At 68.5% G+C, this 26,262-nt stretch carries 25 protein-coding genes; 16 read left to right on the top strand and 9 right to left on the bottom strand.

All coding sequences use genetic code 11. The annotated features are described in order from the left end of the window. Positions 1–3: 3 nt before the first annotated feature. From C7443_RS09950 to C7443_RS09940, 3 genes are all read right to left on the bottom strand, one after another. A complete protein-coding gene (locus C7443_RS09950) occupies positions 4–972 on the bottom strand; it encodes a cation diffusion facilitator family transporter (protein WP_281279401.1) in 969 nt (322 codons plus the stop codon). Positions 973–1,051: 79 nt separating this feature from the next. Next, complete coding sequence (locus tag C7443_RS09945) at positions 1,052–2,152, bottom strand: alpha/beta fold hydrolase (protein WP_170123574.1); 1,101 nt, start codon at positions 2,150–2,152, stop codon at positions 1,052–1,054. A gap of 155 nt (positions 2,153–2,307) precedes the next feature. Further along, positions 2,308–2,589: a hypothetical protein gene (locus tag C7443_RS09940; RefSeq protein WP_110018458.1), complete on the bottom strand. Its 282-nt coding sequence runs from the start codon at positions 2,587–2,589 to the stop codon at positions 2,308–2,310. 281 nt (positions 2,590–2,870) lie between these two features. Here C7443_RS09940 and C7443_RS09935 point away from each other — a divergent pair, with 281 nt between their 5' ends. The 10 genes from C7443_RS09935 to C7443_RS09890 all read left to right on the top strand — a co-directional run bounded on the left by C7443_RS09935 (position 2,871) and on the right by C7443_RS09890 (position 13,445). Continuing rightward, positions 2,871–3,647, top strand: a complete 777-nt coding sequence (locus C7443_RS09935) for a DUF4412 domain-containing protein (RefSeq protein ID WP_110018457.1) — start codon at positions 2,871–2,873, stop codon at positions 3,645–3,647. 18 nt (positions 3,648–3,665) lie between these two features. Further along, positions 3,666–5,534, top strand: a complete 1,869-nt coding sequence (locus C7443_RS09930; RefSeq protein ID WP_110018456.1) for an ExeA family protein — start codon at positions 3,666–3,668, stop codon at positions 5,532–5,534. 385 nt (positions 5,535–5,919) lie between these two features. Continuing rightward, complete coding sequence (locus C7443_RS09925; RefSeq protein WP_110018655.1) at positions 5,920–6,918, top strand: TRAP transporter substrate-binding protein; 999 nt, start codon at positions 5,920–5,922, stop codon at positions 6,916–6,918. 52 nt (positions 6,919–6,970) lie between these two features. After that, a complete protein-coding gene (locus C7443_RS09920) occupies positions 6,971–7,606 on the top strand; it encodes a TRAP transporter small permease (RefSeq protein ID WP_110018455.1) in 636 nt (211 codons plus the stop codon). Beyond that, complete coding sequence (locus C7443_RS09915; protein WP_110018454.1) at positions 7,603–8,886, top strand: TRAP transporter large permease; 1,284 nt, start codon at positions 7,603–7,605, stop codon at positions 8,884–8,886. Before C7443_RS09920 ends, C7443_RS09915 begins: the two co-directional genes overlap by 4 nt. Before the next feature lie 73 nt (positions 8,887–8,959). Then, entirely contained in the window at positions 8,960–9,628 is a 669-nt protein-coding gene (locus tag C7443_RS09910) for a response regulator (protein WP_110018453.1), read from the top strand. Continuing rightward, entirely contained in the window at positions 9,625–10,998 is a 1,374-nt protein-coding gene (locus C7443_RS09905) for a sensor histidine kinase (RefSeq protein ID WP_110018452.1), read from the top strand. Before C7443_RS09910 ends, C7443_RS09905 begins: the two co-directional genes overlap by 4 nt. 83 nt (positions 10,999–11,081) lie before the next feature. After that, entirely contained in the window at positions 11,082–11,663 is a 582-nt protein-coding gene (locus C7443_RS09900) for a cytochrome b (protein WP_110018451.1), read from the top strand. Between the two features lie 16 nt (positions 11,664–11,679). Next, positions 11,680–13,050 carry a cytochrome C gene (locus tag C7443_RS09895; protein WP_110018450.1) on the top strand — a complete coding sequence of 457 codons (1,371 nt, stop codon included), beginning with the start codon at positions 11,680–11,682 and terminating at the stop codon, positions 13,048–13,050. Between the two features lie 8 nt (positions 13,051–13,058). Then, positions 13,059–13,445 (top strand): c-type cytochrome, encoded by a 387-nt coding sequence (locus C7443_RS09890; RefSeq protein ID WP_110018449.1) that lies wholly within the window; start codon positions 13,059–13,061, stop codon positions 13,443–13,445. Positions 13,446–13,511: 66 nt separating this feature from the next. Here C7443_RS09890 and mepK read toward each other — a convergent pair whose 3' ends face one another. Further along, positions 13,512–14,534: a peptidoglycan L,D-endopeptidase MepK gene (gene mepK, locus C7443_RS09885; RefSeq protein ID WP_170123572.1), complete on the bottom strand. Its 1,023-nt coding sequence runs from the start codon at positions 14,532–14,534 to the stop codon at positions 13,512–13,514. A 193-nt stretch (positions 14,535–14,727) separates the two neighbouring features. Here mepK and ybaK point away from each other — a divergent pair, with 193 nt between their 5' ends. After that, entirely contained in the window at positions 14,728–15,216 is a 489-nt protein-coding gene (ybaK, locus tag C7443_RS09880) for a Cys-tRNA(Pro) deacylase (RefSeq protein ID WP_110018447.1), read from the top strand. Between the two features lie 5 nt (positions 15,217–15,221). Here ybaK and C7443_RS09875 read toward each other — a convergent pair whose 3' ends face one another. Continuing rightward, complete coding sequence (locus C7443_RS09875; RefSeq protein WP_110018446.1) at positions 15,222–15,425, bottom strand: SlyX family protein; 204 nt, start codon at positions 15,423–15,425, stop codon at positions 15,222–15,224. Positions 15,426–15,536: 111 nt separating this feature from the next. Between C7443_RS09875 and rlmKL the strand changes: the two genes are divergently transcribed. The 3 genes from rlmKL (at position 15,537) to C7443_RS09860 (ending at position 20,483) form a co-directional block, all read left to right on the top strand. Further along, entirely contained in the window at positions 15,537–17,699 is a 2,163-nt protein-coding gene (gene rlmKL / locus C7443_RS09870; RefSeq protein ID WP_110018445.1) for a bifunctional 23S rRNA (guanine(2069)-N(7))-methyltransferase RlmK/23S rRNA (guanine(2445)-N(2))-methyltransferase RlmL, read from the top strand. A gap of 304 nt (positions 17,700–18,003) precedes the next feature. Then, positions 18,004–19,008 (top strand): PEP-CTERM sorting domain-containing protein, encoded by a 1,005-nt coding sequence (locus C7443_RS09865; RefSeq protein WP_110018444.1) that lies wholly within the window; start codon positions 18,004–18,006, stop codon positions 19,006–19,008. Between the two features lie 176 nt (positions 19,009–19,184). Next, positions 19,185–20,483 (top strand): tetratricopeptide repeat protein, encoded by a 1,299-nt coding sequence (locus C7443_RS09860; protein ID WP_110018443.1) that lies wholly within the window; start codon positions 19,185–19,187, stop codon positions 20,481–20,483. Positions 20,484–20,495: 12 nt separating this feature from the next. Here C7443_RS09860 and C7443_RS09855 read toward each other — a convergent pair whose 3' ends face one another. Both C7443_RS09855 and C7443_RS09850 read right to left on the bottom strand, forming a co-directional pair. Next, on the bottom strand, positions 20,496–21,248 hold the full coding sequence (locus C7443_RS09855; RefSeq protein WP_110018442.1) for a phosphodiester glycosidase family protein: 753 nt from the start codon (positions 21,246–21,248) through the stop codon (positions 20,496–20,498). 4 nt (positions 21,249–21,252) lie between these two features. Next, complete coding sequence (locus tag C7443_RS09850) at positions 21,253–22,167, bottom strand: DMT family transporter (RefSeq protein WP_110018441.1); 915 nt, start codon at positions 22,165–22,167, stop codon at positions 21,253–21,255. 180 nt (positions 22,168–22,347) lie between these two features. Here C7443_RS09850 and C7443_RS09845 point away from each other — a divergent pair, with 180 nt between their 5' ends. After that, entirely contained in the window at positions 22,348–23,643 is a 1,296-nt protein-coding gene (locus C7443_RS09845) for a hypothetical protein (protein ID WP_110018440.1), read from the top strand. 13 nt (positions 23,644–23,656) lie between these two features. On the opposite strand, the gene C7443_RS09840 is transcribed toward C7443_RS09845, so the two are convergent. Then, positions 23,657–24,448: a PhzF family phenazine biosynthesis protein gene (locus tag C7443_RS09840; RefSeq protein WP_110018439.1), complete on the bottom strand. Its 792-nt coding sequence runs from the start codon at positions 24,446–24,448 to the stop codon at positions 23,657–23,659. A gap of 61 nt (positions 24,449–24,509) precedes the next feature. Continuing rightward, positions 24,510–24,743 (bottom strand): DUF1127 domain-containing protein, encoded by a 234-nt coding sequence (locus C7443_RS09835; protein WP_110018438.1) that lies wholly within the window; start codon positions 24,741–24,743, stop codon positions 24,510–24,512. A 94-nt stretch (positions 24,744–24,837) separates the two neighbouring features. Here C7443_RS09835 and ehuR point away from each other — a divergent pair, with 94 nt between their 5' ends. Beyond that, positions 24,838–26,217, top strand: coding sequence for a MocR-like ectoine utilization transcription factor EhuR (gene ehuR / locus C7443_RS09830; protein ID WP_110018437.1), 1,380 nt, complete (start codon positions 24,838–24,840; stop codon positions 26,215–26,217). Positions 26,218–26,262 lie beyond the last annotated feature (45 nt).

Genomic DNA, 26,262 nt, shown 5'->3' with positions numbered 1-26,262 from the left:
GCTTCAGGCCGCGGCGATGTGCCCGCCGCTCGCCGCCGCGGCCGGCGTCTGCTCGCCCTCAAGCTCGGGGTCGGGCCGCTCGCGCTCCATCGAGCTGGCCGGGTCCTGATGGATCAGGATCTCGGCGCCCGGAAACTGCGCCGCGATACCGGCCTCGACGCAATCGGCGATGGCATGCGCTTCGATCAGCGGCAGCGCATCGGCCAGTTCCAGGTGCAGCTGGATGAAATAGACGTGACCGGACTGGCGCGTGCGCAGATCGTGCACACCGAGCACCCCCGGCTGCGCGCGGGCGATGCGCACGATGCGCCGCTTCATCTCCAGCGGCAGCTCCTTGTCCATCAGCAGGTCGACGGCCTCGGCACCGATCTCCCAGGCGCTCTTGAGGATGTAGACGGCGATGCCGATGGCGAACACCGGATCGAGCCCCGGCCAGCCGAAGTGGCCGAGCAGCAGCGCGACGATGATGCTGGCATTGGTGACCAGGTCGGTCAGGTAATGCAGCGAATCGGCGCGGATCGCCGTCGAGCCGGTACGGCGGATGACGTGACGCTGGATCAGCAGCAGACCGGCGGTGGCGGCGATCGCGAAGCTCATCACGCCGATGCCGACGCCGACATCGCCGAGCGGCTCCGGGTGCAGCAGGCGATTGACTGCCTGCAGGCAGAGGAACACCGCCGAACCGGCGATGAAGGTCGCCTGACCGAGCCCCGCCAGCGCCTCCGCCTTGCCGTGGCCGAAACGATGCTGCGCATCCGGCGGCGCCATCGCGTAGCGCACGGCGAACAGATTGATGATCGAGGCCGTCGCATCCATCAGCGAATCGACCAGTGAAGCCAGTACCGACACCGAACCGGTCAGCGACCAGGCGACGAGCTTGCCGACGATCAGCAGCAGCGCCGTGGCCACCGAAGCCGAGGTCGCGAGATGCAGCAGGCGCTGGCGTTGCTCTGGTGTGATCGGCGTATTCATGAGAGCGCTCCGCAGCGGCACGAAAAAAGTCGGCGCATGGTAGTCGCACACGGCAGGCCGCCCAAGCCGCGCGCGCTGTTCAGCAGCGTTCTGCCAGCACCTGACATAAATGCATGTCGAGCGCATCGAGCGCCCGGTCGCGATACTCATCGCATTCGTTGAACACTTCGTGGCGCGCCTGCGGCAGTTCGAGCAGACGGCAGGCCACACCGGCCTGCTGCTGGCGGCGGGCGAAGGCTCGCGCCGCGCCCTGGCTGACCAGATGATCGATGCCCGGCACGATCAGCAGCAGCGGCGTCGCGCCGAGCCGCGGCCCGCGCCGCAGCCGCTGTCCGGCGGCCAGTGCCTCATCGACCCAGCGCCAGCTCGCCGGCCCGGTCAGCGCCATCGGGAAGGCCTGCTGCACGGCGCCGCGCAACCGCAAGCGTGCTTCGCTGGCCGTCAAACCGTTCAGACGCCCCTGTTCATCGCGAAACACCGCCGGCTGGAACGGCCGCTGGCCGAGCGCCCAGGCCGCCGGCCGCCGCCGTGCCGCCCAGTGCACCAGTGCCCGTGCCGGCGGATTGAAACGCAGCGGCACGCCACCCGGCCCGCGGATGTCGAGCATCGGCGCATTGAGCACCGCGGCCTCCGCCGCAGCGGGCGCCTCCTGCAACCAGCGCAGCGCGATGGTCGCGCCCATCGAATGCGCGAGCACGAACAGCGGCCGGCCGGGAGCTAGCGTCCGTGCATGCCCGGCACAGATCGCGAAATCGCTGACGTAATCATCGAAATGCTCGACGTAGAGCGTGCGCCAGCGCGCCAGCGCGGCATCGTCAGCAACCTGCGCCCAGTCCCGGACGCTGCCCAGCAGGCGGGGTGAAAACCCCTGACCACGGTGATTGACCAGACAAAACGCCCAGTGCGGATGCGCCCGGCGCAGATCGTCGAGCAGCTCGATGTAGCGCAAGGGTGATTCGCCGGCTCCCGGGCTGAGCAGCAGCACCGCCTGTGCCGGCGGTCTGGCCGCAAAACAGTCGATGATCAGGGGAGCGCCATCGGCGCCGCGGATAGGCTCGCGCTGCACGGCCGCCGTGTAGCGGTCGAGCAGCGCCCGTGCGTGAGCGCAGCTATCGAGGGGCGCACCGGCCTGCAGCCGGATCTGCGCCGCCCGGTGCCAGACAACTCCGCCACTCAGCACGCACGCCCCGCGCTCTACGCCGGATGCAGCATCAGGGCCGGCAGCCGCACGCGCAACGACCGTTGCCCCGTTTGACGCGGATCTGCCGGCCACGCGGCATGCCCGTCATCCACAGCCGGCGGTCCGTCAGTCCCGAGCCATGCCATGCAGTCGGCTCAACGCAGGACCGGTGAAGCGCTCAGCGCCACACGCAGCCGCGGCGGGCGCGGTGTGTCGACGTTGCCGCTCAGCGGCCGCAGGCGGGCCAGCACTTCCAGCGGGCCGTGCACCGCGAGCGCGTGGCGCTCGATCAGCGCCGCGGGAATACCGTTTTCATGCGCAGGCGCGGCGCCCTGTCCCGCCGCTTCGGTGTCCTGTCCGCCGCGTGCCGCGAACGCCGGGGCCGCAAACAGGGCACCGGCAAGGGTGACGATCTGCAGTCGAGCGTAGAAATTCATGTCATTTCCTCCTGGCGCGCATCCGCACCGTCAACCGGGTCCGCATCGCCGTCATGAGCGTTCATGCCTGTCCCGACAAGCCATGCAGTCCGCTGAATCGTACCCCACGGTAACTGAAGAACACTGACGGAATCCATACGGAACCGTAACAGTCCCATTTATTGCAGAACCGCCGGACGCGTGGATCGGGGCCGCCAGCGGGCGGCGCTTGGGGCGCTCGATGAAACCGGCTACTGTAAGCCCTCGCCGACGGCCGGCTTCGTTTCCGAGGTTCCTGATCGATGGTCATCGCATCCGCGCGCACTGTGCTCGTGCTGCTCTCCGGGCTGGCTTGTTCATCGGCGGCGCTGGCCGACGTCACGCTGACCCTGAACACCCGTGTCGCGGGCATCAACGGCAACGAGACCATTTCGATCGCCGGCGAACGGCTGCGTCTGGATACCGAGCAGGAAAACGAACGCTCGACGATGCTCTACGATGGCCAGTCGCACGTGCTGACGATCCTCGATGATCAGGAACGAGCCTTCCTCGAATTCACCGACGAGTCCGCCGCGGCCGACGCCCGCGTCCGCGCCGAGCAGCAGCAGCAGGCCGACGCCCGCCTCGAAGAAGAGCTCGCCAAGCTGCCGGCGGAAGAACGCCAGGCGCTCGAAGCCAGCCTGCGGCAGAACGTCGCCACCGAGGCGGCGCCGGCACCGCGCCGCGTCGAGCACACGAAACAGAAACTCACGGTCGCCGGCTTGCCCTGCGAAGTCGTCAACGTTTACATCGAGCAGGCCAAGGATCAGGTGCATTGCGTGACGGGACGCGAGGCGCTCGGGCTGTCCGAGACCGAATTCCGCACGCTGGAAGCCCTGCTGGTCGCGCTGGAGCGCATGGCGGGGCAGAACGATGGCGTCAGTGCCAACCTGGGCGGCTTCCCGATCAGGACACAGGAGTACAGCGACGGCGAGGAAATGCTCACCGAGCTGCGCTCGATCAAACGCGAGAACGTGGCCGCGGAGCGCATGCGCGTACCGGAAGGCTACCGCAAGCAGGAGCCGCTGCCCCTGGAGTGAGAGCGCCGCGAGCAGCCCATGTACGAAACCACCTTCGGCTTCACCCACGCGCCGTTCACCGATCCCGACGAGCAACATTTCCAGCCGCTCGGCAACCAGCAGGCAATCCTCGATGCGCTGCCCGCTGCCATCCTCGGCGGCGAACGCCTGCTGACGCTGACCGGGCCGGTCGGCTGCGGCAAGACCATGCTGCTGCGCCGGCTGCGCAGCGCATTGGCCGGGCGCCGCCGCTGCGTGCTGTTCTGGAACGCCCATCTCGGCTTCGACGACCTGCTCAACTATCTGAGCGAGGATCTCGGCGTCAACGCCCAGGGCCACAGCCGCGGTGATCGCATCAAGGCGCTGCGCACCGCGCTGGTCAGAGCCCTGGCCGAAGGCTGTCCGCTGCTGCTGCTGATCGACGACGCGCAGAACCTGCCGCAGGACAGCTTCGAGGGACTGCAAGCGCTGCTCGAACTGCGCGAGGGCGGCCAGGGTCTGCTGCAGGTGCTGCTGTGCGGCCAGCCATCGCTCGACGAGCGGCTGATGTTCGCCCCGGAACTGGTCTCTGCCTATCCGCCGCACGCCGGCATGCTGCGCACGCTCGACGCCGACGAGACCACCGCCTACGTCCGCGCGCGCCTGCAGGCGGTCGGCGGCGACAGCGAGCTGTTCGACGCCTCGGCACTGGCCCGCATCCACCAGCTGACGCAGGGCGCGCCGCGGCTGATCAACCGCATCTGCAACCAATCGCTGCTGCTGGCCTATCTCGGCTCGGAGTCACGCATCAACGCGGCGCTGGTACGCGATGTCGCCAACGACACCTCGGCCCACCTGACGCTGCCGCCGATGCCGGCCGGCATTCTCGACCCGATGCCGGCGCGCACGCCGATCGCCGAAGAAAGCGTGCCGCACATCCACACACCGCCCCAGCACGCCCCCGCCGCCATCGCCGACGCTGCCGAGCTCCAGGACGCGAGCGCGACTGCAGCGCTGCCCGAAATCCATGCCAATCCGCAGGCCGTCGGCCACCTGCCCTTGTCGGAGCGCCCACGCAGCGGCATGTGGCTGGCAGTGCTGGCGGTGCTGTCGCTCGGCGGCTTCATCGCCCTGCGTCAGGGCTGGCTGCCGCTGCCACACACCACGACCGAGCCACACACGGCGGCACCCACCGCTGTGCAGACACCCGCCGCCCCGCCGGCCCCCGCCAACGCAGCGACGGACGCCGCGAGCGTCCCACCGACACCGGGCGACACGCCGCTACCGCCCGGCACGCTGCAGCCGGGCACGGCAGCGGACACACCCGCCAGCGCCGCGAACGCAGCCGACGCACCGGCGGACAGCCCCTCCGCCGCAGCGCCGGCGGCCGCCAGTGACGAACCCGGACCGACGACGGATACCGCAGCATCGGCGGCTACGCTGCAGCCCGCGACCGACACCAGTCCGGCGGACAAGGCCAGCGCTGTCGCCCCACTGGCGGCCGACGCAGCGCAGACGGCAACAGCCGAACCGCCAGCCGGCAACCCGCCAGCGGACCCGGCCGAAGCGCCAGCCGCCACGACCGACGTCGAGCAGTTGCTGACGGCCCCACCGCCGGCGCCGGCCCTGCAGAGCGCGGTGCGCTCGATGCTGGCGACCGCGCGCACGCAGATGAACGGTCTGCGCTACACGCAGCCGCCGGGCGACAACGCCGTGCAGACCTTCCGCGAGATCCTGCAGCTGATGCCCGACCAGCCGGACGCCCGCGCCGGACTGGCGGCGATCCGCGAGCGCTTCCTGTTCTGGGGAAGCTCGGCGCTCGGGCGCAACGAAGTCGATCGCGCCCGCCGCTACTTCGAGCAGGCGCAAGCCGTCGAGGACGGTGCCGACGTGCGGGAACGGCTCAACGCCCTGCCCCGCGCGCACTGAAGCACGCGCCGGATTCTCCCCCTGCCAGCCCCGTCGCCGGCGTCCCGCGTCGGCGCCCGCAGCGTGCGGTTTTCCGCGCAGAGGCCTGCGGCGGCCGTCTGAAATTTCGCCGTCGATTTTCACACCATGAAATAAACATCCCTCTTCATGGCGACCGTCAAAACACGGCGGCCGCCAGGCGGCATTTGACGACAGTGGCACGCTCGCTGCTTTAGGCGCTTTCACGCCGGTTTCACTGCGGCCGGCGTCACCACAGTGCCCGCGCTAGTGTTCTAGCAGCGGGCGCCGCAAGCGAAGGCGATGGTCCTGGGGACGACGTCGCCGCAGCCCGCCACATCCATACCCCGTCACGAGGAGAAAGCTGATGAATCGCATCCGTACCGCCATGCAGTCCGTCGCCCTGGGGGTCACGCTGGCCCTCGGCGGTCTCGCTCACGCCGCCGACCCGATCGTCATCAAGTTCTCGCACGTCGTCGCGCAGGACACGCCGAAGGGCAAGGCCGCGGAGTACTTCAAGAAACTCGCCGAGGAGCGCACCCACGGCACGGTCAAGGTCGAGGTCTACCCGAACAGCCAGCTGTACAAGGACAAGGAGGAGATCGAAGCGCTGCAGCTCGGTGCCGTGCAGATGCTCGCGCCGTCGCTGGCCAAGTTCGGCCCGCTCGGCGTCAAGGAATTCGAGGTCTTCGATCTGCCCTACATCCTGCCCAACCGCGAGGTGCTGCGCCGCGTCACCGAAGGGCCGGTCGGCAAGGGCCTGCTCGCCAAGCTCGAAAGCAAAGGCATCACCGGCCTCGCCTACTGGGACAACGGCTTCAAGATCATGTCCGCCAACCGCCCGATTCACCGGCCGGAAGACATGAAGGGCCTGAAGATGCGCATCCAGTCCTCGAAGGTGCTCGATAAGCAGATGCGCCAGCTGAAGGCGATCCCGCAGGTGATGGCCTTCTCCGAGGTCTACCAGGCGCTGCAGACCGGCGTCGTCGACGGCACCGAGAACCCGCCGTCGAACATGTACACGCAGAAGATGCACGAGGTGCAGTCCGACGCCACCGTCACCCGCCACGGCTACCTGGGGTACGCGGTGATCGTCAACAAGGCGTTCTGGGACGGCCTGCCGGCCGACATCCGCAGCACGCTCGAAGGCGCGATGAAGGACGCCACCCAATACGCCAACGACATCGCCGAAGAAGAAAACAAGCAGGCGCTCGAAGCGATCAAGGCCTCCGGCAAGACCCATGTCTACGAGCCGACGGCCGAAGAGCTCAAGGCCTGGCGCGCGGCGCTGCTGCCGGTGCACGAGGAAGTCGCCGGCCGCGTCGGCAAAGACCTGATCGAGGCGTTCTACAAGGAAGCCGCGGCCGCGGGCAGCCCGATCAAGTAATCAGCGGGCCGGCGCCGGTGCGGGCGCCGGCCGCTCCCCGGAGTAGCCGACCATGAAATTTCTCGACCACCTTGAGGAATGGCTGATCGCCACCCTCATTGCCGCGGCGACGCTGATCATTTTTGCCAGCGTCGTCCACCGCTACGCCGCCGGACTGGCGATTCCCGGCCTGCAGGACTGGCTGCTGTCGCTCGATTTCTCCTGGGCGCAGGAGCTGTGCATCTTCATGTTCATCTGGATGGCGAAGTTCGGCGCCGCCTACGGCGTGCGCACCGGCATCCACGTCGGCGTCGATGTGCTGATCAACCGTCTGCCCGATGCCACGCGCGGCAAATTCGTGATGTTCGGCCTGCTCGCCGGCGCCGTGTTCACCGCCATCGTCGGCAGCTTCGGCGTCGGGCTGGTGGTGCATGTGCACAACAACGGCAGCACCACCGAAGTGCTCGAATGGCCGTCGTGGATCGTCTACCTGGCGATTCCGCTCGGCTCCTACCTGATGTGCTTCCGCTTCCTGCAGGTCGCCTGGGTCTTTCAGCGCAGCGGCGAGCTGCCGCACCATGACCACGGCCACGTCGAAGGCGTCGGCGATCCCGAGGACCCCGAGGACATCAACTGGTTCGCGCTCGATGACGATCTGCACGCGCGCGACGTCAAGTCCGACGATCACCACGGGAGCTCGCCGCGATGAATGCCCTGATCATTTTCGGCCTGCTGTTCGGGCTGATGCTCACCGGCATGCCGATCTCGATTTCGCTCGGCCTGACGGTGCTGACCTTCCTCTTCGGCTTCACCGATACCGACGTGCAGACCGTCGCGCTGAAGCTGTTCACCGGTATCGAGAAGTTCGAGATCATGGCGATCCCGTTCTTCATTCTCGCCGGCAACTTCCTCACTCACGGCGGCGTCGCCCGCCGCATGATCAACTTCGCCACCTCGATGGTCGGCCACTGGCCGGGTGGCCTGGGACTGGCCGGCGTCGTCGCCTGTGCGCTGTTCGCCGCGGTGTCCGGTTCCTCGCCGGCGACCGTGGTCGCCATCGGCTCGATCCTGATGCCGGCGATGCTCAAGCAGGGCTTCCCCAACCGTTTCGGCGCCGGCGTCATCGCCACCAGCGGCGCACTCGGCATCCTCATCCCGCCGTCGATCGTCATGGTCATGTACTCGGTGGCGACCAACACCTCGGTCGGCGCGCTGTTCATGGCCGGTGTCGTGCCCGGCATCCTGCTGGCGGGCTTTCTCGGCTTCACCACCTGGTACCGGGCGAAGAAGTTCAACTACCCGCGCCAGGCCAGGGCCAGCATCGGCGAGCGCGTCAAGGCGCTGCGTGAATCGATCTGGGGGCTGCTGCTGATCGTCATCGTCATCGGCGGCATCTACAGCGGCATGTTCACGCCGACCGAGGCCGCGGCGATGAGCGCCGTCTACGCCTTCATCGTCGCCGTGTTCGTCTACAAGGACATGCGCCTGAAGGACGTGCCGAAGGTGCTGCTGAGCTCGGCGAACATGTCGGCGATGCTGCTCTACATCATCACCAACGCGGTGATGTTCAGCTTCATCATGACCGACCAGAAGATCCCGCAGACGCTGGCCGAGGTGATGATCGGCAGCGGCCTGGGGCCGGTGACGTTCCTGCTGATGTGCAACATCGTGCTGCTGCTCGCCGGCAACGTGATGGAGCCGTCGTCGATCGTACTGATCTTCGCGCCGATCCTGTTCCCGATCGCGATGCAGCTCGGCATCGACCCGGTGCACTTCGGCATCCTCATCGTCGTCAATATGGAAGTCGGCATGTGCCATCCGCCGGTCGGCCTCAACCTCTACGTCGCCTCCGGCATCACCCGCATGGGCATCACCGAGCTGACGATCGCGGTGTGGCCGTGGCTGCTGACGATGCTGATCTTCCTCGCGCTGGTGACCTACATCCCGGCGATCTCGCTGACGCTGCCGAAGCTGCTCGGCGTGATGTGAGCGGGCAAGCGGGAGCGGCCGTCCGCCGCTCCCGCTTGCCGCCCACCGGCGCGCAGATGATGATCTGCGCATCATGCGTCTGCTGCTGGTGGAAGATGACTGGCCCCTCGCCGCCGGACTGCGCGAGGGGCTCGAACGCGAGGCCTTCCAAGTCGATCAGGTCGACTGCGGCGAGCACGCCCTGAGCGCGCTGGCGCTGACCCACTACGACCTGGCGCTGGTCGACATCGGCCTGCCCGGCATCGACGGCTTCGAGCTGGTGCGCCGCCTGCGCCGCGCCGGCTCCAGCATCCCGCTGCTGGTGCTGACCGCGCGCGACGCGCTGGAAGACCGCGTGCACGGCCTCGACATCGGCGCCGACGACTACCTGCTCAAACCGGTCCTGCTGCCCGAACTGGTGGCGCGGGTGCGGGCGCTGATCCGCCGCAGCCGCGCCGCGGCCTCACCGCGGCTGTGCTTCGGCGCGCTCGAACTCGACCTCGCGCTGCACCAGGCTCACCTCGACGGCGCCGCCCTCGAACTGACCGGGCGCGAGTGGGACGTGCTCGAACAGCTGATGCTGGCGGCGCCGAAGATCGTCTCCAAGCACACCCTCGCCGAGAGCCTGAGCCGCTGGGACAAGGAGATCACCGGCAACGCCATCGAGATCTACGTCTCGCGCCTGCGCGGCAAGCTCGGCGCGGCGGTGGCGATCCGCACCGTGCGCGGCATCGGCTATCGCCTCGAAGAAGCCGTGCGATGAGCACGCGGCGTGCCTCCAGCCTGCGCCGGCGGCTGCTGCTCGGCCTGCTGACGCCCTTGCTGACGCTGGTCGCGCTCGGCGGCATCACCGACTACCGCACCGGCCTGCAGGTCGCCGACGACGCCTACGACTACGCGCTGACCAGCACCGCGATCGCCCTCGCCGCCCGCCTCGAACTCGACAAGGACCACGACCTCGATGTCGATCTGCCGGCGGCGGCCGAGGCGATCCTGCGCGCCGATGCCAGCGACCAGATTTTTTTCGCCGTCACCGACGTGCACGGCCGGCTGATCTCCGGCGACCCGTCACTGCTCGAACTGGCCATGCCGCCGGGCTCGGCCAATCCGGGCTTTCGCAACGTGCGCCGCGGCGCGCAGCCGCTGCGCGTGGCCACCTACCACTATCAGGGCCCGGAAGGCAGCGCGACGATCGTCGTCGCCGAAACCACGCTCAAACGCCAGCGCGCGGCGCGCACGGTACTGGCCTCGGCAATCTGGCCGAACCTGCTGATGTGCGTGGCCACGCTGCTGATCGTCGCCCTCGGCGTGCACATCGCGCTGCGCCCGCTCGACGAGCTCAGCGGGGAACTCGACCGGCGCCCGCCCGATGCACTCGGCCCGATCGCCGAAGGCGACACGCCGCGTGAGGCACGCACGCTGGTCGCGGCGCTCAACCGGCTGATGGCGCGGCTGCAGCAGGCCGCAGCCGCGCAGCAGGCGTTCATTTCCAACGCCGCCCACCAGCTGCGCACGCCGCTCGCCGGCCTGCAGACGCAGCTCGACCTGGCGCTCGATGCGCCGCCCGAACAGGCACACGCCCGCCTCGCCGCGATCCGTGCCGCCGCCGCCCGCCTGGTCCACCTCACCCAGCAGATGCTGGCGCTGGCGCGCGCCCAGCCGGAAGCCGCCGCCAGTCAGGAATGGCAGCGGCTGGAGCTCAGCGCGCTGCTCGAAGAAGCCGCCGGCGAGCAGCTCGACAAAGCCATCGCCCAGGATGTCGACCTCGGCTTCGAGCCGGCGCCGGCCGGCGTCAACGGCTCGCACTGGCTGCTGCACGAGATGCTGGCCAACCTGATCGACAACGCCATCGCCCACACCCCCGCCGGCGGCCAGGTCACCGTGCGCTGCGGCCTTGACCCGGCCGGGCTGGGCTTCATCGAAGTCGAGGACAGCGGCCCCGGCATTGCCGACGCCGAGCGCGCCCACGTCACCGAGCGCTTCTACCGCGTGCCCGGCACGCGGCGGGCTGGCAGCGGCCTCGGGCTGGCGATCGTGCGCGAATGCGTCGAGCGTCACGCCGGCCATCTCGACATCGCCACCGCCGGCAACGGCCACGGCGCGCGCATCCGCGTCACCCTGCCGACGGCCTGAACGCGACCGTCACCGCTGTCAGGAATCCGAAGGCTAGGGCCGGCTAGCGTCCGCGCATCCGGTCAACCTGCGCGGCCACTGCCATGAGCCATCCGCTTTCCTCCTCCCGTCCTGACGCCGGCCATTCGCCGGCGACGATCCTGCTGCACTGGCTCAGCGTGCTGCTGATCGTCGGCGCAGTCGCTGCCGTCGGCCTGCGTGAGCTGGCGGACGACAAGGCCAGCCGCCAGCTGCTGCTCGATATCCACCGCCAGCTCGGCCTGTCCGTGCTGCTGCTGCTGTGTGCCCGCGTGCCGCTGCACCTGTGGCAGCGACCGGCAGCAGCGGCGATGGCCTGGCCGCTGCGCTGGGCGGCAGCAGCCACGCACCTGGCGCTGTATGCCCTGTTGCTGACCCTGCCGCTGCTCGGCTGGGCGCTGTCCGACGCCCGCGGCCAGCATCCGCTGCTGCTCGGCTGGCTGCACCTGCCGACGCTGGTGGCGACCGATCCCGACCGCGCCGATCTGCTCGCCGATGCCCACGTCGCCTGCGCCTGGGCGCTGCTCGCCGCCGTCAGCCTGCATGTCGCCGCCGCGCTCTGGCACCACTGGGTGCGCCGTGACGCGGTGCTGCGCGCCATGTGGCCGGCCGCACGACGACTCGCTCCCCGCTTTCCGCAACCCTGAGAGAAGGTTCCCGACCATGTCCCACACCAGCCACAGCCGTGGCCGCGGGGCAGGCGTTCGCCTGCGTCTGCTGGCGGCCCTCACCCTGCCGCTGCTCGCCGCCTTCGCCCGCGATGCCCTCGCGGTGCCGAGCTTCGCCCGCCAGACCGGGCAGGACTGCGTCGCCTGCCACGTCGGCGGCTTCGGCCCGCAGCTGACGCCATACGGCGTCAAGTTCAAGCTCGGCGGCTTCACCGACAGCGACGGCAAGGACAACAAGATCCCGCTGTCGGCGATGGCGGTCGGCGGCCTCACGCACACCGCCAAGGCGCAGGAGGAAGCCCCGACCGATCGCACCGGCACCAACAACAATCTGGTACTCGACCAGGCGTCGATCTTCCTCGCCGGCCGCGCCAGCGAATACATCGGCGCCTTCATGCAGGGCACCTACACCGGCGCCGACAACAAGTTCGCGATGGACAACGCCGACGCCCGCGCCGTGCGCACGCTGGAGCTCGACGGCACCGACCTGACCTTCGGCCTGTCCCTGCACAACACGCCGGGCATGCAGGACCCGTTCAACACGCTGCCGGTGTGGCGCTTCCCGTATGTCGGCTCGTCGGTGGCACCGGGACCGGCAGCGGCACCGATCTTCGATGGCGGTCTGGAACAGCATGTCACCGGGCTGTCGGCCTACACCTTCGCCGACGAGCACTTCTACGCCGAACTCGGCAGCTACCGCTCACTGTCGCCGGCCGCGCTCGACAGCCTCGGCCTCGGCCGCGACAGCTACCCCGGCAAGCTCGGCTCATCGACGTCCTACTGGCGCGTGGCGTTCTTCGATGATCTGAAGAAGTCCGCCTTCTCGCTCGGCGCCTTCGGCTTCAATGCCGCACTCGACCCGTCCGGCGACGGCAGCAGTAACAGCGACCATTACCGTGATCTCGGCCTCGACGCGCACTACCAGTTCCTCGGCACCCGCGAGCACATCGGCACACTCAACGCCAGCTATATCCGCGAGCATCAGGGGCTCGATGCCAGCGCCGCCGCCGGCAATGCCGACAGCGCCAACGGCCGCCTCAACGAGCTCAATCTCAACGCCTCCTACACCTACGACCAGACCTGGGGCCTGACGCTCGGCCGCTTCATGATCCAGGGCAGCCGCGACGCCGCGCTCTACGCCGACAGCGCCAACGGCTCGCCGGACAGCGCCGGCTGGGTGCTGCAGACCGACTGGACGCCGTGGGGCAAGGAAGGTTCGTGGGGTTCGCCGTGGGCCAATCTGCGCGTCGGTCTGCAATACACCGCCTACGACCGCTTCGACGGCGCCAGGCACAACTACGACGGTGCCGGCCACGACGCCAGCGACAACAACACCATTTACGCCTTCATCTGGACATCGTTCTGAGGTCGATCATGAATCGCTTGTTTCGCCGCGGCCGCGCGCCGCTGATCGCCGCCACCCTGCTGCTGGGTGGCGGACTGGCCCATGCCACGGGCGACGTGCAGCGCGGCGCCGACGTCTTCGCCACCGAATGCGCCGAGTGCCACAGCGTCAAGGCCGGCCACGACAAGAAGGGGCCGTCGCTGTTCGCCGTGCTCGGCCGCAAGGCCGCGAGCAACCCGGACTTCGCATACTCCGATGCGATGCGCCAGAGCGGCCTGACCTGGACCGAGGATCGCCTCACCGCCTACATCGGCGCGCCGCGCAAGACCGTGCCGGGCGGCAAGATGAAATACGACGGTCTGAGCGATGCCGCGCAGCTGACCGACCTGCTCGCCTTCCTCGCCGCCCAGCACTGAGCGCCGGTTCACGGCAATAAAAAAACCCCGCCGCGGCGGGGTTTTTCATGTCGCGGGAGGCAACGGTCAGCCCCAGGAGCGCACCGGCCCAGAATCCATGTGCACGAAGTTGCTGCGCGGGTAGTAACCAACGCCACCGGCACGCAGGGACAGCGCGGCACGGCGCATCTGCGCCAGGCTCGCGCCCGGCATGCGCACATCGAGCGCCTTGGCCTGGATGTGATAGCTGTTCTTGGCCACACCGCGCGACTCCTCGCGCAGCAGGTTGTTGGTCTCGCGCGAGCGATAGCCACTGATGATGTGGGTCTCGCGCCGGCCCATCATCAGCTGCACCGCATAGAGGATGTCGAACACGCGCGGATCGAACAGCTTGAACTCATCGTTGTGATGATCGCGCAGCGTCCACGACAGCTCCTTGATCGACTGGTTCAGGTAGCCGGTATTCGGCGTCCAGAACACCTCGCGGATGCTTTCACCGGTATTCGGTGCATAGAAGCTGAGCTGGCGATCGCCATTGCGGAAAATTTCATCCGGCGACAGCGTGCGCGAGTCGGTGATCACCGCCGGCGCCGACAGCGAACGGGTATCGCGGTCGCTGTCACGCTCACGGATGGTGACGTGTGCGACTGCCGGCTTGCCGCCACGCAGACGCGCCTTGTAATCGGCACCGGTGGTGAAACGGCCGTTCTTCAGAAAGCGGTCGCGCCGGTTGCTGAGACTGCCGCGGCCACCCCGCAGGTCGCGCACGTCGCGTGAAGCCGAGGCCACTTTTGCGCTGCTCCGCGACTTGCCAGCCGCCGCACGCGAGTTGCCGGCAGAGGCCGTCACCGTCCGCTTGCTCGGCGTGGGCTTGCTGCTGCTCGCTTTCGTCGCAGTCGCCTTGGTCGGCTTGGTCGCCGCCGGCTTGGTGACGGATTTCGCCGTCGACTTCACCGGCTTGCCGGACTTCGCAGCGATCGCCGTCTTGGCGAGCACGGGCAGCGCAGCGAGACTACCGACCGCAAGTGCGGCGATGCGCAGGAAACCGCGACGACGCAGGCAGGGTTGCGCGTCATCGTCGGGCTGCACATCGACAATACGGGTGGCCATCGGTCGCTGCAGCTTGTCCTGAATTGGCATCAGTCGAAACCTCGGAAGAAAAAATTTCGAACGATTGTTACGCATTTTGACAGTTGTATGCAAACCGTAAATCGCGTTGCTGCACAGCAAAAAGCTTTTTCAAAACAGCAACAAACATCTCCAAAGCCGGCACCACTGCTGGCCTCGATGCGGAATTTTCATCATGAGCAAACCCCGTCCACCCGTCACACCAGCCGTGCGCACGTTGCGCAATCACGACATCCGTTTCGACGACCATCTGTACGACTACGAGGAAAAGGGCGGCACATCCCACAGTGCGAAATCACTGGGAGTCGACGAACACCTTGTCATCAAAACCTTGATCATGGAAAACGAGCATCACGAACCGCTCATCGTGCTGATGCACGGTGACCGGCAGGTGTCAACGAAGGAACTGGCTCGCATGCTCGGCGTCAAGAGTATCCAGCCCTGTGCACCCGAAGTCGCCAACCGCCACAGCGGTTACCTCGTCGGCGGAACATCCCCGCTCGGCACGCGCCACCCGATGCCGGTCTATATCGAAGCCAGTATCCTCGAATTGCCGCGCATCTACCTTAACGGTGGCAAACGCGGTTATCTGGTCAGTCTCGATCCGCAGGATCTGGCGCGCGTGCTCAAGCCGACGCCGGTGCACGTCGCCATCGAGGGCTGACGCGCTCAGTAGTGCGGCGGCGGTGTCTCCTCGGACGGCAGGGCGATGTTCGAGGCCGTCTGCGCCCGCAGCTGCTCGCGCAGGCGCTGCATTTCGAGACGCAGCGTGTCGATCTCGCGCCCCTGGCGGTAGAGCACGTCGCTCAGATCGGCAAGCAGCGCATCCTGGTGTGCCAGACGGATTTCGAGCTCGATGATGCGATCTTCCATCGCAGAAACCTCGGCGGACCGGACGGGGCCGCGCATCATAGGCGGGCGGGTACGCGGAAGCCACGCCGGCGGCATGTAAAATGTCATGCCCTGTCCAGACGATGCGCCACGATGCCTGCCGATTCCTACTTCGCCACCGCGCCGAAAGGCGTCGAGCCCCTGCTGGCTGCCGAACTGCGCGCCCTCGGCGCCGCTGATGTACGCGAAGCGCGCGGCGGCGTGAGCTTTGCCGGCGAGCTCGCCGTCGCTTATCGCGCCTGCCTGTGGTCACGCACCGCCAACCGTATTCTGCTGCCGCTGGCGCACATCGCCGCCGGCGACGCCGATGCGCTCTATGCCGGCATCGCCGCACTGCCCTGGGAACAGCACCTCGATCCCCAGGGCACACTGGCCGTCGATTTCGTCAGCAGCGGCACGAGCGGCATCCGCCACACGCAGTACGGCGCCCAGCGCAGCAAGGACGCCATCTGCGACCGCCTGCGCGAACGCTTCGGCGTGCGCCCCTCGGTCGACCGCGAGGCGCCGGACCTGCGCATCAACGTGCACGCCGTCGGCGAACATGCCGATGTGGCGATCGACCTGTCCGGCGACAGCCTGCACCGGCGCGGCTATCGCAGCGACGGCGCGCTGGCGCCGCTGAAGGAAAACCTCGCCGCGGCGCTGCTGCTCAAGGCCGGCTGGGCCGACATCGCCGCCGCCGGCGGCGGCCTGCTCGACCCGATGTGCGGCTCCGGCACCTTCGTCATCGAGGCGGCACTGATCGCCGCCGACATCGCCCCCGGCCTCGGCCGCAGCGACTGGGGCTTCTACGGCTGGCAGCAGCACCAGCCGCAGCTGTGGCGGGCGCTGGTGGAAGAAGCCCGTGCGCGCCGCGCCGCCGGTCTGGCACGTCCGCTGCCGGCGCTGGTCGGCAGCGACCACGAGTCGCGGGCGATCCGCGCCGCGCTGGCCAACGCCGAGAACGCCGGCCTGCACGGGCGCGTGCATTTCGAAACGCGCGAACTGGCGGCGGCCGTGGCACCGAAAGGCGCACCCGGGCTGCTCATCGTCAATCCGCCGTATGGCGAACGCCTCGGCGAGGTCGAGGCACTGGCCGCGACCTATGCCCTGCTCGGCGATCGCCTGAAAACCGTCTTCAAGGGCTGGCAGGCCGCGGTGTTCACCGGCAATCCGGAGCTCGGCAAGCGCATGGGCCTGCGTGCGCACAAGACGCACTCCTTTTATAACGGCCCGATCGCCTGCAAGCTGCTGCGCTTCACGGTCGACGATGCCGCTTTCGTCGATCGCGATGCCGCCGACCGCCGCCAGCGTGAACACACGCTGCAGCAGGCGCTGGCCGGCGGCGGCGAGGCGCTGCTCAACCGCCTGCAGAAAAACCTGCGCACGCTCGGCCGCTGGGCGAACCGCGAAGGCATCGAGTGCTACCGCCTCTACGATGCCGACATCCCCGAGTACGCCATCGCCGTCGACCTCTACGGCGAATGGGTGCACGTGCAGGAATACGAAGCGCCGCGTTCGATCGACGCCGACAAGGCGCAGCAGCGCCTGCAGCAGGCGATGACCATCCTGCCGCACGCGCTCGGCATTCCAGCCGAACGCATCGCACTCAAGGTCCGCCGGCGGCAGAAAGGCAGCGCCCAATACGAAAGACAGGCCAGCCGCGGCGATTACCTGGAAGTGCACGAAGGGCCGGCGCGCTTGTGGGTGAATCTGTTCGATTACCTCGACACCGGGCTGTTCCTCGACCACCGCATCACCCGCGCGCGGGTCGGCGAGCTGGCGCGGGGGCAGGATTTCCTCAATCTGTTCGCCTATACCGGCGCGGCGACCGTGCACGCGGCGCTGGCCGGCGCCCGCTCGACGACCACCGTCGACATGTCGGCGACCTACCTCGACTGGGCTCAGGCGAACATGGAGCTCAACGGCCTGACCGGCCCCGAGCACCGCTACGAACGCGCCGACTGCCTGGCCTGGCTCGAACGCGCGCGCGGACGCTTCGGCACGATCTTTCTCGACCCGCCGACCTTCTCCAATTCCAAGCGCATGGAAGACACATTCGACGTGCAGCGCGACCACGTGCGCCTGATCCGCGCCGCGCTGCGCCTGCTGACGCCGGATGGCGTGCTGGTGTTTTCCAACAATCACCGCCGCTTCCGCCTCGACACCGAGGCACTCGCCGATCTGCAGATCGAAGACATCAGCGCACGCACGATCCCGAAGGACTTCGAACGCAATCCGCGCATTCACCGCTGCTGGACGATCCGCCACGGCTGACACGCAGCCCACGAATCGGACACGCCTATCCGTTCCTCCCAAAGCGCACGGACGACGGCCGCCGCCGGGTACACAGAGGCGGTCGCACGCCCCTTTTGACAAGTGCGTGCTTGGCAATTCTTAGCAAGCCTTTACATAAAGAAATGTTCAAAAAACATTAAAATATGTTTATGTTTTTGATTTAAGAATTAAAAACACACATTGGCCTCAACTTTGCTTAAGAGTGTCAGCTTTGCCATGGAAACCGTTCCATCGCGAAGCGCTGGTGACGACAGACCTTACAGGACTCATGGAGAGCACTCTGATGACAAAGATGAAGCACCTCGCCATTGCGGCCGCGTTCAGCGCCGCGGCCCTGGCCTCCGGCTCGACTTTTGCGGCCGCCACCATCATCAATCCGGCGGGCACCGTTGCGCTCGGCGTCAACAATTTCGGCGAGCTGAACACCTCGGTCGGCAGCATCGTCAGCAATGCCAGCTCCACCGGACTGGCCTACAAGTTCCCCGACGGCAGCTGGCGTGATGCCACCAGCCCGGGCTGCCTGTGCGAGGGCTGGGGCGTATCGGTCAACAACAGCATCAGCGGCTCGGCGAACCGTGACGACGGCACTGTCGGGCTGACCCTCGGCAGCTTCACGTCGACGGCGTCGACGGCGACCTCGACCGTCTCGCTGAGCAGCCTGAGCGGCCTGACCGTCACTCACGCGTACGCGCCGGCCACCAACGCATCGAGCAATCTGTTCGTCGCCAACGTCACGATCAGCAACAACACCGGTGCCGATGTCAGCAACGTCAAGTACGTGCGCGTCATGGACTGGGACGTGCCGCCGACCGAGTTCAGCGAGTACGTGACCATCAAGGGCACGGCGACCACCACGCTGCTCGAAACCTCGCATGACAACGGTTTCGCCAGCGCCAACCCGCTGGCCTTCACCTCGCCGCTCAACGGCGCGACGCTGAACACCGACTTCACGGACAATGGCCCGGCCGACCACGGCGCCTACTTCCTCTTCAACTTCGGCACGATCGCCGACGGTGACTCCTACACCTTCCAGATCTTCTACGGCGCCGCGGGCAGCGAAGCCGACGCGATCGCCGCGATCGGTGCCGAAGGCATCGAGCTGTACTCGCTCGGTCAGTCGAACGGTGGCCAGATCACCGGCTCGCCGGCGACCTACATCTTCGGCTTCTCCGGCGTCGGTGGTACGCCGGTGGTGCCGACCAACCCGGTCCCGGAAGCCGGCTCGCTCACGCTGCTGGCCCTCGGCATGGTCGGTCTGCCCTGGCTGCGTCGCCGTCGCGTGCGCTGATCACCCGTGTGTCGCCGGCCGTCGAATCCGGCCCGCGGCACCACTGATCGGACACTGACGGTAAACCTCCCTGTCGTGCCCCCGGACGGGCGACAGGGAGGTTTTTTCATGGCCGCCGATACCGGCACACTGCGTGAGGCAGGCCCTGTCTGGACGACACCCGGAAATTCCCCGACATGAAAACCATCATGCTGTTGCCGATCGCCGCATCGCTGGTCAGCGCGCTGGCCATCGCCAAGCCATTGCTGCCGCCGCAGGCTGCGGAGTATTCGGAGCACCCCGCCTTCGACGGCAATTCCGGCTATCTGGCCCACCAGGAAGGTCTGGCGAAATTCGCCGCCGGTGATCTCGATGCCAGCGAGGCCGCCTTCCGCCGCAGTCTGGAGCTCGACCCGCATCGCGTCGAATCGCTGCTCGGCCTGGCCGAGATTGCCTTCCGCCGCTCACGCTTGGCCGAAGCCAAACAGCTGATCGACAAAGCCGTAACGCTGGCCCCGGACAACGCCGACGTACAGGCGTCGCGTGGCCGGGTGCTGGCACTGGAGGGACATTACAGCGAAGCGGCCGGCGCGCTCGAACGCGCCCTGCAGCTCGACCCCACGCTGCTGCGCGCGCAGATGGACCTGGCTGATCTCGACGCCACCGCACTGAGCAAACCCGATGAAGCCGCGCGGATCTATCAGCGCGTCATCGCGGAGCACCCGGAGCATGCCGGTGCCCATTACGCGCTGGGCACGCTGCTCAGCCGCAGTGGCCAGCCGGCAGCGGCCGAACCGCTGCTGCGCCGCGCCGCCGAGCTGGAACCGAAGAATCCGCTGCCGCATACCGCGCTGGCACGGGTGGCGCTGCAGCGCGGCGACCTGCCGGGAGCCCTCGCTGAAGTCGGGCAGGCCCTCGCGATCGACCCCGCGCTCGCCGATGGCATTGAGCTCAAGGGCGATCTGCTGCTGGCCCGCGGCGATTCCGCTGCCGCGCTCGCCCAGTACCAGAACCTGGCCAGGACACAGCCCGGCAACAGCCGGATCGCGACCAAGATCGGCTCGCTGCAGCAGAGCACCGGCAACGCCGCCGCCGCCATCACCGCCTACCGCGACGCACTGCGCACCGCACCGGACAACGGCATCGCGCTGAACAACCTCGCGGTGCTGCTGATGGAAGCGGACCAGCTCGACGAAGCCCTCGATCTGGCGCGCAAGGCAGCGGCGCAGGCGCCGTATGACGGCAACGTGCTCGACACCCTGGGCGACATCCAGCGCCGGCGCGGCGAGTACGCCGCGGCCATCGACACGCTGCAGCGCGCCAGCGCCGCCGCCCCCGAGCTGGCGCTGATCCGCTTTCACCTCGGTCAGGCCCAGCGGCAGGGCGGTCAGCACGCCGCCGCACGCGCCTCGCTCGAAGCCGCACTGGCGGCGCAGCCCGAGGCCGAATGGAGCGCCGAAGCCAGACAGCTGCTGACGACCTTGCCGAACCCCTGAGCGATAACCCGCTCAGGGTGCCGGCCGCGATACGCCGAGCAGCGCGGCAAACGGCCGCGTGCGCCAGCCCGGCGCACCGTAGGTCTTGCCGTCGACCTGCAGCTGCGAGATCGAGCCATCGAGATACAGCGCGTCGCGGCAGCCGAGTTCATCGCGCAGCATGCTGGCGAAGCGGTAGAAGTTCACCGGCCCGGCGCTGATGGCAAACGCCACCCGCGTCGGCGCCTGCACGCAGACGCCGCTGCGCAGCTTCAGGCTGTCGGAGTCCGGCAGCAGCCGCGGATTGATGCGCCCGCCGATCAGCAGCAGCGGCCCGGACTGCGTCGCCAGACGCAGCGGCCGCGCGCGCCGCGCCCAGTCGCGCGTGGCGACGATGCGCGCCTGACCATGACGGTCGACGACGAACACGCCGTTCGGCTGCAGAAAGAAATTGCCGCCACCGCGGGCCGTGTTCAGCGCCACCTGCTCCCGACCGTCCTCGACGGTCAGGCCGAGCGGCACCTGCCCTTCGGCATAGATGCCGGCATTGGTCGCGAACAGCAGCTCGCGGCCGGCGGCGCGCTCGTGCTCGGCCAGCGCCGCCAGCGTGCCCAGCGGTTCGCCGCGCCGGTCACGCCAGTACAGACGCAGCGCGTCGCGCTGCAGGTCGAGCTCGACGACGGTGTATTCGGCAGCGGCGTGCGTCAGCGTGCGGCTTTCCAGCGCCAACGCCGGCAGGCTGAACAGCAGCAACAGGCAGCACAGGACGAACGACAGCGGCGACATCGGCTCAGGACTTCTTTAGGCTGACCAGCAGCACACCGCTGATCACCAGCGCCGCACCCAGCCACTGCAGCGGCAGGATCGACTCGCCGAGAAACACCGCGCCCATGGCGATGGTCAGCACCGGCCCGACCGAGGCGATCAGCGAAGCGCGACCGGCACCGAGGCGGCGGATGCCGGCCGACATCAAAAAGGTCGGCAGCACCGTCGAAATCAGCGCCATCGCCAGCGCCAGCCCCCACACCGGCGGCGCCACCTGCGGCCAGCGCACGCCGTTGGCGAGCGCGTAATGCAGCAGCACGCCGGTGGTCGACACCAGCAGCGCCAGCGCGGTAAAGCGCGTCGCGCCGAGGCGCGCGATCATCGCGCCGCTGCCGACCAGGTACACCGCGTAGGACAGCGAACTGAGGAACACCAGCGCCACGCCCCAGTACAGCTCGCGCTGCGCACCGACGCCCTCGCCGGCGACCACCAGCGCCATGCCGGCGTAGCTCAGCGCCAGGGCGCCCCACTCGCGCCCGCTCGGCCGGTGGCCGAGCAGCGCCCGGATCAGCACCACCAGCGTCGGGTAAAGGAACAGGATCAGCCGCTCCAGGCTGGCGCTGATGTACTGCAGACCGAGAAAATCGAACAGGCTGGCGAGGTAGTAACCGGCGATGCCGAGCGCAATCACCGCCAGCCAGTCGCGCCGGGTCATCGCCTGCGTCGCACCGCGCGTGCTCCACCACGCCGCCAGCAGAAAGAACGGCAGCGCCAGCGCCATGCGCAGCATCAGCAGCGTGACGGCATCGACCGGCCAGCGGAAGGCCAGCTTGATGAAGATTGCCTTGGCGGAAAATCCGGTCGCCGACAGCACGACCAGCGCGATGCCGTACCAGTCGCGATGGCTCGCGAGCGGGCGGGAAACGGCCTCGGTTTGCATAAAGACCTCGTCAGCCAATGGCCGCATCCACACGGTTGCGGCTGGCCCACGACTCTAAGCCGGCGGCAGCGGATGCCGCCAATTCATGTTTTTCATCCATCGGATATCGGTGAGGAATAGCGGCGCGGCGTGGCCGGCGGCGGGTAAGCTCCGCGCACCACCCTGCCGAGTGCCGCCCCGATGTCACCGTTTCGCCCGCTGCTGCTGTTGCCCTGGCTGTTCGCACTGCCCGCGTTCGCGGCGCCGCCGACGCTGAAGGCGACGGCCTGCGCCGGCCGCCACGAGGACTGTCGCGTCAGCCGCGTGCTGGCCGCCGGCAAGGCGGATGACGGCACGCCACTGAGCATCGCCGAGATCGCCCTCGGCCTCGACGACAAAGCCGACGATGCCCCCGAGGAAGGCTGTCGCAACGAGGACGGCAGCCTCGACGGCGGCCGGGAATGGTGGCTGCTGGCCGGCAGCCGGGCGCCGCAGCACCTGTTCAGCCTGTGCAACGATGGCTACGGCGCCAGCGGCGTCGGCGCCGACGAGATCGTCGCCGGTGCCAACCGCCTGACGCACCGCCAGCTCGGCGGCAGCGCCTGGCGCTGGGAAACCGAGCGCAGCGTCAGCCTGCAGCCGCTGCGGCCGGTACACAGCAGCAGCTGCAGCTTCAACACGGTGCAGGAAGGCAGCGGCACGCGGCAGTGGATCGACCACGCCAAACTGCGGATCCGCCGCCTGGCGATGGTGCCGGCCTCCGAACAGCAGGCCGGCGAGCTCGGCCTCGGCTGCCCGGACGAAAACACCGGCTGGCAGGCACAGCCGGCGCCCGGCCTGGTCGCCGCGCTGCAGCTGCCGCGCATCGATCCGGCCGCCGGCGACGCCGTGCCGGCCCGCGGCCAGACACTCGGCAGCTGCGCGCTGGCGCTCAACGGCAATGGCGAACCGGGCTTTCGCGTTTACGGCGAGGCCGACAGCGAGCGCGACTCTGAAGTCCGCCTGCTGCTCGCCGGCGACCGCACGCTGCTGGTACAGGTCCGCGACAGCCATCCGGATGCGACACCCGCCGACAGCTGGGTGCAGCACGACCATCTGGAATTCTGGCTCGGCCTGGGCACGGCGCCGGACGCCAACAGCCGACTGTCGTCGAAACAGCCGGCACAGCTCGGCGTCACCCTCGACGGCCAGGTCTGGCGCGGCTACGGCAAGGCACCGCTGCCCAAGGTCGAGCGCTGGACGGCACATGACGAGAACGGCCGGGCGCTGACGGTGCTGCGTCTCGACTGGAAACAGGCCATCGCCGACGCCGGCCTGGTCGCGGTCTGGTCGCAGGCCGTCAATGGCCGCCAGCAACGGCTGGTGGCGACCACCGCCATCGTCGGCAACCGCCCGCTGGCGCTGCCGCCGGCGCAGGCGATTCCCGGCCTGCGCTGCCGGCTGCACGACGGCCGGCTCGACGCCGGCAGCGACGGTGGCGACCCTTTCGCCGAGTGAAGCGGCGAGTGCATCAGCCCGGCAGCTCGACCTGACCGCAGAGATAGGTGACGGCGCGGCCGGCGATGCCGACGCGATCCCCGTTCAGGCGCACGCCGAGCGTGCCACCGCGCGCCGAAACCTGGCGCGCGCGCAGCGCGCTGCGGCCGAGGCACTCGGCCCAGTACGGGGTCAGCTCGCAATGCGCCGAGCCGGTCACCGGGTCCTCGTCGATGCCGGCGGCCGGCGCGAAGTAGCGACTGACGAAATCGACCGCCTCGCCCGCCGCGGTGACGATCACCCCCTGGCGTTCGAGCGCGGCCAGCGCGCGGAAATCCGGCCGCAGCGCGCCGACCGCAGCCTCGTCGGCAAACACCGCCAGATAATTGCAGCCGGAATCGAACACCGCCTGCGGCGTGGCGCCGAGCGCTTCACCGAGCCCCGCCGGTGCGCTGATCGCCGTCAGCGTGCGTGCCGGAAAATCGAGTTCGAGACGGCCGTCAGCCAGGCGGGCGACGCTCAGCGGGCCGCTCGCGGTGGAAAACTGCAGCCGCTCGCTGCGCACGCCGAGGTGGGCGAACAGCACATGGGCGCTGGCGAGTGTCGCGTGTCCACACAGATCGACCTCGATCGCCGGCGTAAACCAGCGCAGCCGCCAACCCGCGCCCTCGGCGACCAGAAACGCGGTTTCGGAAAGATTGTTCTCGGCGGCGAGCGCCGCCAGCGTGACATCGTCGAGCCAGTGCGGCAGCGGCATCACCGCCGCCGGATTGCCGCCGAACAGCCGATCGGTAAAGGCATCCACCTGATAGAGGGGCAAGCGCATGGGGGAACTCTCCTGCACGTGATGGCAAAGCCGCCGGCGCTACAGGCCGGCGGCGCGGGCGTCATTCCTGCCAGAAGAACTTGCGGGCTTCTTCCTCAGCCTCGGCGCGGCTGACGCCGATGTCTTTCAGCAGGTAATCCGGCAAGCCATGCAGGTGGCGGCGCTGGCGGTAGCGGCGATACCAGATACCCAGCAGACGGATCATCGCCACGATGCTTGCGCGCAGGCCGATGGTCTCGCGAGCCGGTGCTGGCGATTGCGGCAAGGATGGAGACAATTCTTCGATTGTATTCATCTGTCGATCCCTCATACTGGGAAAATCACGACATTGTCGTCGCGACAATCAGACTAATTGACACAATCGCGATGTCAAGCCAGACTTTGTCACCATGACAATGTGGCAGCCTCACCTCGAAGACTTTCCCGGGCCGCGTTACAAGGCGATCGCCGACGCGATCGCCCGGGCCATCAGCGACGGCGAACTGCAGGCCGGCGAGCGCCTGCCGACGCACCGCGAGCTGGCCGAGCGCCTCGGTGTCACCGTCGGCACCGTCACCCGCGCCTACGCCGAAGCCGAAGCACGCGGGCTGACCAGCGGCACCGTCGGCCGCGGCACCTTCGTGCGCGAACGCCGCCTGCAGGCGCCGGCGATGATCACGCCACCGGCGCCGGGGCTGATCGACCTGTCGGTCAACCGCCCGGCGCTGGCCTACCAGGCGCCGGAGCTCAGCCAGGTGCTCGGCGCGATCGCCGGCTCGCTCGACCTGTCGAGCCTGCTCGACTACGCCCCGGACACCGGCCTGGCACGTCACCGCGACGCCGGCGCGCAGTTCCTCGGCATGCTCGGCGTCGACTACGCGCCGGAGCAGGTGGTGATCAGCTGCGGTGCCCAGCACGCGCTGCTCACCGTGCTGACGGCGCTGACCGAGCCGGGCGACGTGCTGCTGGTCGAGGCGCTGGCCTACCCCGGTCTGCTGGCGGTCGCCAATCAGGCGCGGCTGCAGGTGGTGCCGGTGGCGATGGACGCCGACGGCCTGCTGCCGGAGGCGCTGCGCGAGGCCGCCCGCACGCACCGGCCGCGACTGCTCGCCTGCGTGCCGACGTTGCACAACCCGACCACGGCGGTGCTGCCGGCCGCGCGCCGCGCCGAAATCGCCGAGATCGCCCGCGAATACGACTTTCTGCTGCTCGATGACGACGTCTACGGCTTCGCCGTGCCCGATCGTCCGCCGGCACTCAGCACCTACGCCCCCGAGCGCAGCTGCTACGTCACCTGCACCTCGAAGGCGCTGGTGCCGGGGCTGCGCATCGGCTACATCGGCACGCCGGCGGCCTACACCGCGCGCATCAGCGCCGCGGTGCGCACCTCGGTGTGGATGGCACCGCCGCTGATGGCGGAAATCGCCGCACGCTGGATCGAGGACGGTACCGCGCAGCGGCTGATGGACTGGCAGCGCGGCGAGGCCGGCGCCCGCCAGGCGCTGGCCGCGCAGATGCTGGCCGGTTTCCCGCACCAGGCCCAGCCGCAGGGCTTTCACCTCTGGCTGCCGCTGCCTGAACCCTGGCGTGAAAGCGAATTCGTCGCCGCGGCGCGCGCGCGCGGTGTCGCCGTCGCTCCGGCCGACCTGTTCGCCGTGCAGCGCGGTGCGGCGCCACCGGCACTGCGCCTGTGCGTCAGCGCACCACCGACGATCGAGGTGCTGCGCGCAGGTCTCAGCGTGGTCGCCGAACTGCTGGCGCAGCCGCCGGGGGCGCCACTGCTGTTCTGATGTCCCGATTGTCCCCCGCTTTGTCCCACCGCGATGGAGAGCCTG

Source organism: Plasticicumulans acidivorans, from assembly GCF_003182095.1.
Lineage (GTDB): Bacteria > Pseudomonadota > Gammaproteobacteria > Competibacterales > Competibacteraceae > Plasticicumulans > Plasticicumulans acidivorans.
This window is presented reverse-complemented; position numbering and strand designations above follow the sequence as displayed.

Bases quoted from the DNA above. Each gene is read 5' to 3' on its own strand.
- C7443_RS09950 (WP_281279401.1), bottom strand. From the start codon at position 972: ATGAATACGCCGATCACACCAGAGCAACGCCAGCGCCTGCTGCATCTC.
- C7443_RS09940 (WP_110018458.1), bottom strand. From the start codon at position 2,589: ATGAATTTCTACGCTCGACTGCAGATCGTCACCCTTGCCGGTGCCCTG.
- C7443_RS09935 (WP_110018457.1), top strand. From the start codon at position 2,871: ATGGTCATCGCATCCGCGCGCACTGTGCTCGTGCTGCTCTCCGGGCTG.
- C7443_RS09930 (WP_110018456.1), top strand. From the start codon at position 3,666: ATGTACGAAACCACCTTCGGCTTCACCCACGCGCCGTTCACCGATCCC.
- C7443_RS09925 (WP_110018655.1), top strand. From the start codon at position 5,920: ATGCAGTCCGTCGCCCTGGGGGTCACGCTGGCCCTCGGCGGTCTCGCT.
- C7443_RS09920 (WP_110018455.1), top strand. From the start codon at position 6,971: ATGAAATTTCTCGACCACCTTGAGGAATGGCTGATCGCCACCCTCATT.
- C7443_RS09915 (WP_110018454.1), top strand. From the start codon at position 7,603: ATGAATGCCCTGATCATTTTCGGCCTGCTGTTCGGGCTGATGCTCACC.
- C7443_RS09910 (WP_110018453.1), top strand. From the start codon at position 8,960: ATGCGTCTGCTGCTGGTGGAAGATGACTGGCCCCTCGCCGCCGGACTG.
- C7443_RS09905 (WP_110018452.1), top strand. From the start codon at position 9,625: ATGAGCACGCGGCGTGCCTCCAGCCTGCGCCGGCGGCTGCTGCTCGGC.
- C7443_RS09900 (WP_110018451.1), top strand. From the start codon at position 11,082: ATGAGCCATCCGCTTTCCTCCTCCCGTCCTGACGCCGGCCATTCGCCG.
- C7443_RS09895 (WP_110018450.1), top strand. From the start codon at position 11,680: ATGTCCCACACCAGCCACAGCCGTGGCCGCGGGGCAGGCGTTCGCCTG.
- C7443_RS09890 (WP_110018449.1), top strand. From the start codon at position 13,059: ATGAATCGCTTGTTTCGCCGCGGCCGCGCGCCGCTGATCGCCGCCACC.
- mepK (WP_170123572.1), bottom strand. From the start codon at position 14,534: ATGGCCACCCGTATTGTCGATGTGCAGCCCGACGATGACGCGCAACCC.
- ybaK (WP_110018447.1), top strand. From the start codon at position 14,728: ATGAGCAAACCCCGTCCACCCGTCACACCAGCCGTGCGCACGTTGCGC.
- C7443_RS09875 (WP_110018446.1), bottom strand. From the start codon at position 15,425: ATGGAAGATCGCATCATCGAGCTCGAAATCCGTCTGGCACACCAGGAT.
- rlmKL (WP_110018445.1), top strand. From the start codon at position 15,537: ATGCCTGCCGATTCCTACTTCGCCACCGCGCCGAAAGGCGTCGAGCCC.
- C7443_RS09865 (WP_110018444.1), top strand. From the start codon at position 18,004: ATGACAAAGATGAAGCACCTCGCCATTGCGGCCGCGTTCAGCGCCGCG.
- C7443_RS09860 (WP_110018443.1), top strand. From the start codon at position 19,185: ATGAAAACCATCATGCTGTTGCCGATCGCCGCATCGCTGGTCAGCGCG.
- C7443_RS09855 (WP_110018442.1), bottom strand. From the start codon at position 21,248: ATGTCGCCGCTGTCGTTCGTCCTGTGCTGCCTGTTGCTGCTGTTCAGC.
- C7443_RS09850 (WP_110018441.1), bottom strand. From the start codon at position 22,167: ATGCAAACCGAGGCCGTTTCCCGCCCGCTCGCGAGCCATCGCGACTGG.
- C7443_RS09845 (WP_110018440.1), top strand. From the start codon at position 22,348: ATGTCACCGTTTCGCCCGCTGCTGCTGTTGCCCTGGCTGTTCGCACTG.
- C7443_RS09840 (WP_110018439.1), bottom strand. From the start codon at position 24,448: ATGCGCTTGCCCCTCTATCAGGTGGATGCCTTTACCGATCGGCTGTTC.
- C7443_RS09835 (WP_110018438.1), bottom strand. From the start codon at position 24,743: ATGAATACAATCGAAGAATTGTCTCCATCCTTGCCGCAATCGCCAGCA.
- ehuR (WP_110018437.1), top strand. From the start codon at position 24,838: ATGACAATGTGGCAGCCTCACCTCGAAGACTTTCCCGGGCCGCGTTAC.